Origin of the sequence: Streptomyces sp. 13-12-16 (genome assembly GCF_002114215.1) — a bacterium.
In the GTDB taxonomy this organism is placed as follows: domain Bacteria; phylum Actinomycetota; class Actinomycetes; order Streptomycetales; family Streptomycetaceae; genus Streptomyces.
In genome coordinates this window covers 1-7258 of the sequence record NZ_NCTE01000906.1, presented here as the reverse complement: position 1 = coordinate 7258, position 7258 = coordinate 1, and the positions used below count along the sequence as shown (strand labels likewise).

Here is a 7258-nt window from a genome sequence, read left to right as displayed (position 1 = left end):
CGCGCCGCATCGCGTCGGCGAGCACGTCGGCCACGTGGGCGGGCGGGGCGGCGACGATCGCCAGGTCGACCGGCCCGTCGGGGGCCTCGTCCGTGCCGGCGCCGAGCGCGGCGGCCGTACGGGCCTGCTCCGGATCGTGGTCGGTGAGGTGGACGACGACGCCCCGCCGGTTCAGGGCGAGCGCGGCGGACGTGCCGATCAGTCCGGTGCCGATGACGAGTGCGGTTCTCACTGGGCGATGTCCTTGCGCAGGGCGGCCGCCGCGCCGAGGTAGACGTGCGCGACGTCCGCGCGGGGCTTGTCGCACTCGATGTGCGCGAGGACCCGGACGACGCGGGGCATGGCGCCCTCGATGTCCAGTTCCTGGGCGCAGATCAGGGGGACGTCGACGATGCCGAGCTTGCGGGCGGCGGCGGCCGGGAAGTCGCTGTGCAGGTCGGGCGTGGCCGTGAACCAGAGGCTGATCAGGTCGTCGGTGTGCAGGCCGTTGCGCTCCAGGATCGCGGTGAGCAGCGCGCCGACCCGCTCCTCCATGTGACCGGCCTCGTCCCGCTCCAGCTGGACGGCCCCCCGGACCGCGCGTACCGCCACGACGATGCTCCTTGCTGACGTGCCTGTCTGCTGTTCGGTCATCCAGCGTAGTCAGCCCGCGCGGGGGCGGCGCCCGGCGCCCGCCCGCTGAGACGGACGGTGTGCACGTTTCATCATGTTTTGTCGCGAGTTGCTTCTTGTTCGGCGGATTCGGTGTCAGAATGCGGGAACCGCGAACTCCGGGAGTGACGACATGACGCCTCGTGCAACACGCCGCACGGTTCTGCTCGCGACGGGTGCGGCGGCACTGGCCGCGGGCTGCGGCCCGGACGGCGGGAACGACGGAGACGGCAGGGACGGCGGCGGGGGCGCCACCTCGTCGGACGCCGCCGGTGAGGAGCTGATCCCGACCGCCGACGTCCCGGTGGGCGGGGGCACGGTCCTCGCGGACGAGAAGATCGTGGTCACCCAGCCGCAGGAGGGCGACTTCAAGGCCTTCTCGGCGATCTGCACCCACCAGAGCTGCGTCGTGGCCGACGTCGCGGACGGCACCGTCAACTGCGCCTGCCACGGCAGCCGCTTCAGGATCACCGACGGCTCGGTGGAGCGGGGTCCCGCGACCCGGCCACTGCCCGAGGAGCCGATCACGGTGGAGGGAAATTCGATCCGCCGGGCGTGATCCACCGCGTACGCTCCCGGGCATGCGCCCCGAGACCCTGGTCGGCGACCACACGATCTACGCCTGTGTCATGGGTTCGCGCGCCTTCGGTCTGGCCACCGAGGGCAGCGACACCGACCGCCGGGGCGTCTTCCTCGCGCCCACTCCCCTGTTCTGGCGCTTCGAGAAGCCGCCGACGCATGTCGAGGGCCCGGCCGAGGAGCAGTTCAGCTGGGAGCTGGAACGCTTCTGCGAGCTGGCCCTGCGCGCCAACCCCAACATCCTGGAGTGCCTGCACTCACCGCTCGTGGAGTACGCCGACGCCACCGGCCGCGAGCTGCTCTCCCTGCGCGGGGCGTTCCTCTCCCGCAGGGTCCACGAGACGTTCACGCGGTACGCCCACGGCCAGCTCCGCAAGCTGGAGGCGGACGTCCGCGCGCACGGCGCCCCGCGCTGGAAGCACGCGATGCACCTGCTCCGCCTGCTGATCAGCGCCCGCGACCTGCTCCGTACGGGCACCCTCACGATCGACGTGGGCGAGGAGCGCGGGCCGCTGCTCGCGGTGAAGCGGGGCGAGGTGTCCTGGCCCGAGTGCGAGGCGTGGATGGCCCGCCTGGCGCGGGAGGCCGAGCAGGCCGCCCACCGCAGCCCGCTCCCCGCGGAACCGGACCGCCGGCGCGTGGAGGACTTCCTCGTCCGCACCCGCCGTGCCTCAGCCCTCCAGGCGGGTCCGTACGACGAGGTCGTGCAGGGCGTCGTACCCGGTGGGGGCGTCGGGCAGGGCTGACGCCGCCTGCGCCTCGTCCAGTACGCCGTGCAGCCGCTCCACGTCGGCCCGCACGCGTGCGTGGTCGACGGCGGCGTCCCCGTGCTCGCGCTCCGCCTTGGCGGCGATCAGCTCCGGCAGGTGGTCCGGGGCGGCGTCGACCTCCCCGGCGAGGGTGGGCAGATGGGGCTGCACCTCACCGGAGCGCATCAGGTGGATGCCGGTGAGCAGCACCCGGAAGGTGTAGAGCAGCGGTTTGAGTCCGCCGGTCCTCTCGAACAGCCGCCACTGGGTCCGGGCGAACCCCCGGTAGTGGTGGGCGTGGTGGCTGGTGAGGACGTCCGGGGCGAGCGCGGCCAGTTCGCGGTGGGTGTCGGTGGTGTGCACGACCAGCGGGGACAGCAGCTGCTCCAGGACGTAGCCGTTGCGCCGCAGCATCAGGCGGACGAACTTGCGCAGGTCGTGCGTGACCAGGTCCATCTCGACGCCGTCCCGGACCCACATCCTGGACCGGGTCTCGTCCGGCTCGCGCAGCCCGACGAGGTCGGCGGCCGGCAGCAGGTGCACGCCCCGCAGGTCCACGTCGGAGTCGCGGGACGGGAAGCCGTACAGGTGCGCGCCGGAGACGGTGGCGAACAGCACCGGGTCGGGCTGTTCGGCGATCACCGGGCTCAGGTCGAGGTCCAGGGCGTCGGTCATCGCTCAAGCGTCCCAGAGCGTTCCCAGCGCCAGCAGCTCGCCCCGGTACTCGATGCGGTCGGCCCACTCCGCCGGCCAGGCGTCCGCACCCAGGTACGCGCCGGCGAAGGCGCCCGTGAGGCAGGCGATGGAGTCGGAGTCGCCCGCGGTGCAGGCGGCGCGGCGCAGGGCGGTGAGGGGCTCGTCGACGAAGAGGAGGAAGCAGAGCAGGCCGGTCGCCAGGGCCTCTTCGGCGATCCAGCCCTCGCCCGTGGCCAGGCAGGGGTCGGTCTCGGGCGAGACGGTGCGCACGGCGCCCTGGAGGCGTTCCAGGATGCCCAGGCACTCGTCCCAGCCGCGCGCGATGAAGTGCTCGGGCGTGGGGTCCTGGTCGCGGGTCCACAGGTCGCCGAGCCAGAACTCGTGGTAGCGGGTGCGGTTGTCGTAGGCGTAGGAGCGCAGCAGTCCGATCAGGCCGGTCGGCTCGGCGCCCTCAGCCAGCAGTCGTACGGCGTGCGCGGTGAGGTCGGAGGCGGCCAGCGCGGTGGGGTGACCGTGGGTGAGGGCCGACTGCAACTGGGCGGCGCCCGCGCGCTGTTCGTCGGTCAGGCCGGGGGCCAGGCCTATGGGCGCGACGCGCATGTTGGCACCGCAGCCCTTGGAGTGGATCTGGCTGGCGTCCTGCCAGCGCCGGTCCTCACGGGCCAGCAGGTGGCAGGCCTTGAGGCAGGTGTTGCCGGGGGCGCGGTTGTTCTCGGGCGACCGCCACCACTCCACGAACTCCTCGCGCACCGGCCGCTCCAGTCTCTTCGGGGTGAGCAGTCCCCGGTCCATGGCCGTGCGCAGCCCTCTGCCGAGAGCGAGGGTCATCTGGGTGTCGTCGGTGACGATCGCCGGCCTGGGCAGGTCCATCCCCCGCCAGGGTCCGGACTTCGCGAGGATCGACGGCACGTCGTTGAACTCGGTCGGGAACCCCAGCGCGTCCCCCAGGGCGAGTCCGGTGAGCGCTCCCGTGGCGGCGCGCTTGGTGACGGTGGTCGTGGTCATGCGGGGCGTCCTTCCGGAGTGGGCCGGAGCAGGGGCGGGTGGAGGGCGGTGGCGGTGCCCGCGCGGTAGAGCGCGGCGGGTTTGCCCCGGCCGCCGGTGAGGCGCGCGGCGCCGGGGACGGCTTCGACGAAGCCCGGGGTGGCGAGTACCTTGCGCCGGAAGTTGGGCCGGTCCAGGGCGGTGCCCCAGACGGTCTCGTAGACCTGTTGCAGCTCCCCGAGGGTGAACTCGGGCGGGCAGAAGGCGGTGGCGAGGCAGGTGTACTCGAGCTTGGCGCCGACGCGTTCCCGCGCGTCGGCCAGGATCCGGCCGTGGTCGAAGGCGAGCTCCCGCGCGGAGCCGTACGGCGTCCAGCGGGCCTGGGCCGCGTCGCTGCCGCCGTGCGCCTCGGGCGCGTCGGGCAGCAGTGCGGCGAAGGCGACGGACACGACCCGCATCCGGGGGTCGCGGTCGGGTTCGCTGTAGGTCCGCAGCTGCTCCAGGTGCAGTCCGGACACGTCCGTCAGCCCGGTCTCCTCGCCCAGTTCGCGCCGCGCGGCGCTCTCGGCGGACTCGTCCGGCTGGACGAAGCCGCCGGGCAGCGCCCACCGTCCGGCGTACGGCTCCTGGCCGCGCTCGACGAGCAGCACGTGCAGCGCGCCCGCGCGGAGGGTGAACACGGCGAGGTCGACGGTGACGGCGAAGGGTTCGAAGGCGTACTTGTCGTAGCCGTCCATGACCCGCACCCCCTTTAATAGTCGCAATGACCATTAAAGGGGGTGCGGGCCGGGCGCACAAGCCCTGAAGGCCGACGGCCCCTGGAGGCCGACGGTCCTTGCTCGAAGGCCGACAGCCCTTAGAGGTCGACCTCCTGCATCAGCATCCCGACCTCGGTGTTCGACAGCCGCCGCAGCCAGCCCGACTTCTGGTCGCCCAGGGTGATCGGCCCGAAGGCGGTGCGCACCAGCTTGTCGACCGGGAAGCCGGCCTCGGCGAGCATGCGGCGCACGATGTGCTTGCGGCCCTCGTGCAGGGTCACCTCGACGAGGTAGTTCTTGCCGGTCTGCTCCACGACCCGGAAGTGGTCCGCGCGCGCGTAACCGTCCTCGAGCTGGATGCCGTCCTTGAGCCTCTTGCCCAGGTCGCGCGGGATCGGGCCCACGATGGCCGCCAGGTACGTCTTCTTCACGCCGTACTTGGGGTGGGTCAGCCGGTGCGCCAGCTCGCCGTGGTTGGTGAGCAGGATGACGCCCTCGGTCTCGGTGTCGAGCCGGCCGACGTGGAAGAGGCGGGTCTCGCGGTTGGTGACGTAGTCACCGAGGCACTGCCGGCCCTCCGGGTCCTCCATGGTGGAGACGACACCGGCGGGCTTGTTCAGCGAGAAGAACTGGTACGACTGGGTCGCCACGGTCAGGCCGTCGACCTTGACCTCGTCCTTCTCCGGGTCGACCCGCTTGCCCTGCTCCAGGACGATCTCGCCGTTGACCTCGACGCGTGCCTGCTCGATCAGCTCCTCGCAGGCACGCCGGGAGCCGTAGCCCGCGCGGGCGAGCACCTTCTGCAGCCGCTCGCCCTCCTGCTCGGCGCCGGGGAAGGTCTTGGGCAGCTTGACGTCCTTCTTGCCCGCGTACCGCTCGCGGTTGCGCTCCTCGGCCCGCGTCTCGTACTCACGGGACGTGGCCGGGACCGAGCGCCCCCGCTGCAGGGGCTTCTTCGGCCCGCCCTTGGCGCCGCCACGGGCCGTGGGCCCACGGCCCGACTTGGGGCCCTCCTGGGTGGCGCCGGGGCCCACGTCGTAGCGCCGCTCCTCCGGGCGCGGCTTCTTCGGACGACCGCCCTGCCGGTCGTCGCGGTTGTTGCCGGCGCCGCGGTGACCACCTCGGCCACCGCCGCTCCCGCCGCGGCCGCCGCTGTTGCCACCACGGCTCCCGCCGTTGTTTCCGCTGCTGTTCCTGCCGCTGCTGCTTCGCATCAAAGTTCCGTCTTGTCGTCTGCGTCCTCGGAATCCGGGGCGTCCGGATCGAACGACGGGACCGCTTCCAGCGTCTCGGCCTCGATCGCCTCCGCCTCCGGGAGGAAGGGCGCGAGCTCCGGGAGCTCGTCCAGACCGCGCAGGCCCATCCGCTCCAGGAAGTAGTTCGTCGTCCTGTACAGGATCGCACCTGTTTCGGGTTCCGTGCCCGCCTCCTCGATCAGACCGCGCTGCAGGAGGGTGCGCATCACGCCGTCGCAGTTGACTCCGCGCACGGCGGAGACGCGGCTGCGGCTGACCGGCTGCCGGTAGGCGACGACCGCGAGGGTCTCCAGGGCGGCCTGGGTGAGCCGGGCCTGCTGGCCGTCCAGGACGAAGCCCTCGACGGCGGCGGCGTACTCGGGGCGGGTGTAGAAGCGCCAGCCGCCCGCGACCAGGCGCAGCTCGAAGCCGCGGCCCTGGACGGTGTACTCGTCGGCGAGCGCGCGCAGCGCGTCCGCGACCTGCTGCCTGGGACGCTCCAGTATCTTCGCCAGGTGCTCCTCGGTCGCGGGCTCGTCCACGACCATGAGGACCGCCTCCAGGGCGGGCCTGAGGTCGAGCTCCGCGACGGTGCGCGGCCCGGCGGGGGTGTGGGTCGTCTCCTCGTTCACGGCTTCCTCTCCTCCTCGGGCTGCTCCGGCGGCCGGTCGAACTCGTCGGTGACCGTCGGCGAGGCGTCCCCGTCCCCGCCGGTCCAGCGCACGGTCAGCTCGCCGAGCGCGGCCTCCTGGTCGAGGGCGACGGCCTTCTCGCGGTACAGCTCCAGCAGGGCGAGGAAGCGGGCGACGACGGTCAGGGTGTCGTCCGTGTCCTCGACGAGGGCCCGGAAGCTCGCCTCGCCGAGTTCCCTCAGCCGCGTGACGACGATCCCGGCCTGTTCCTGCACGCTGACCAGTGGGGCGTGGATGTGGTCGACGTACACCTGCGGCTTGGGCCTGGGCTGCATCGCCTTGACCGCGAGCCGGGCGAAGCCCTCGGCGCCGATGCTGATGACGACCTCGGGCAGCAGCTCGGCGTGGTGCGGTTCGAGTCCGACGGTACGGGGAAAGCGGCGGCCTTCGTCGTCGAGGCGCCCGCTGAAGATCTCGGCGATCCGTTTGTACGCGCGGTACTGCAGCAGCCTCGCGAACAGCAGGTCCCGGGCCTCCAGGAGGGCGAGGTCGGCCTCGTCCTCCACCTCGGCGGCGGGCAGCAGCCGGGCCGCCTTGAGATCGAGCAGCGTGGCCGCCACGACCAGGAACTCGGTCGTCTCGTCCAGGTCCCAGTCGGGCCCCAGGGCCCGGATGTACGCCATGAACTCGTCGGTCACCCTGGACAGCGCGACCTCGGTGACGTCCAGCCTGTGCTTCGAGATCAACTGCAGCAGCAGGTCGAACGGCCCCTCGAAGTTCACCAGCCGGACCGTGAACCGCCCGTCCCCGTCCTCGGCGCCGCCCGCTCCCGAAGCCCCGTCCCCGGAGCCACCGGACGCGGCGGCCCCCGCCCGGACGACGCCGGTCGCACCGGTCCCGGATCCGGACGTCTGCGCGGATTCCGGTCCCCCGGACGCGCTCACCGTCCCGCCGGCGGCCGGGGCGTCCGGTCC

Annotated in this window: 9 protein-coding genes and 1 pseudogene; 2 read left to right on the top strand and 8 right to left on the bottom strand. The window is 72.6% G+C overall.

The window, feature by feature from the left end; translation table 11 throughout:
• Positions 1 to 232 (bottom strand): annotated as a pseudogene (locus B7767_RS31760) (prephenate dehydrogenase); the annotation flags it as partial.
• Positions 229 to 591: a chorismate mutase gene (gene aroH / locus B7767_RS31755; RefSeq protein WP_085575144.1), complete on the bottom strand. Its 363-nt coding sequence runs from the start codon at positions 589 to 591 to the stop codon at positions 229 to 231. The gene aroH and the pseudogene B7767_RS31760, both read right to left, overlap by 4 nt.
• Positions 592 to 784: 193 nt before the next feature.
• Between aroH and B7767_RS31750 the strand changes: the two genes are divergently transcribed.
• Both B7767_RS31750 and B7767_RS31745 read left to right on the top strand, forming a co-directional pair.
• A complete protein-coding gene (locus B7767_RS31750) occupies positions 785 to 1210 on the top strand; it encodes a Rieske (2Fe-2S) protein (protein ID WP_085575143.1) in 426 nt (141 codons plus the stop codon).
• Positions 1211 to 1232: 22 nt separating this feature from the next.
• Positions 1233 to 1976, top strand: coding sequence for a DNA polymerase beta superfamily protein (locus B7767_RS31745; RefSeq protein ID WP_085575142.1), 744 nt, complete (start codon positions 1233 to 1235; stop codon positions 1974 to 1976).
• Here B7767_RS31745 and B7767_RS31740 read toward each other — a convergent pair.
• The 6 genes from B7767_RS31740 to B7767_RS31715 all read right to left on the bottom strand — a co-directional run bounded on the left by B7767_RS31740 (position 1902) and on the right by B7767_RS31715 (position 7228).
• Positions 1902 to 2654, bottom strand: a complete 753-nt coding sequence (locus tag B7767_RS31740; protein WP_085575141.1) for a nucleotidyltransferase domain-containing protein — start codon at positions 2652 to 2654, stop codon at positions 1902 to 1904. The genes B7767_RS31745 and B7767_RS31740 overlap by 75 nt on opposite strands.
• 3 nt (positions 2655 to 2657) lie before the next feature.
• Positions 2658 to 3680 carry an ADP-ribosylglycohydrolase family protein gene (locus B7767_RS31735; RefSeq protein WP_085575140.1) on the bottom strand — a complete coding sequence of 341 codons (1023 nt, stop codon included), beginning with the start codon at positions 3678 to 3680 and terminating at the stop codon, positions 2658 to 2660.
• Complete coding sequence (locus tag B7767_RS31730; protein ID WP_085575139.1) at positions 3677 to 4396, bottom strand: NUDIX domain-containing protein; 720 nt, start codon at positions 4394 to 4396, stop codon at positions 3677 to 3679. The genes B7767_RS31735 and B7767_RS31730 overlap by 4 nt, the downstream gene beginning before the upstream one ends.
• 119 nt (positions 4397 to 4515) lie before the next feature.
• Positions 4516 to 5631 carry a pseudouridine synthase gene (locus B7767_RS31725; RefSeq protein ID WP_085575138.1) on the bottom strand — a complete coding sequence of 372 codons (1116 nt, stop codon included), beginning with the start codon at positions 5629 to 5631 and terminating at the stop codon, positions 4516 to 4518.
• Positions 5631 to 6284 carry an SMC-Scp complex subunit ScpB gene (gene scpB, locus B7767_RS31720; RefSeq protein WP_085575137.1) on the bottom strand — a complete coding sequence of 218 codons (654 nt, stop codon included), beginning with the start codon at positions 6282 to 6284 and terminating at the stop codon, positions 5631 to 5633. The genes B7767_RS31725 and scpB overlap by 1 nt, the downstream gene beginning before the upstream one ends.
• Positions 6281 to 7228, bottom strand: coding sequence for a ScpA family protein (locus B7767_RS31715; protein ID WP_256923639.1), 948 nt, complete (start codon positions 7226 to 7228; stop codon positions 6281 to 6283). Before B7767_RS31715 ends, scpB begins: the two co-directional genes overlap by 4 nt.
• Positions 7229 to 7258 lie beyond the last annotated feature (30 nt).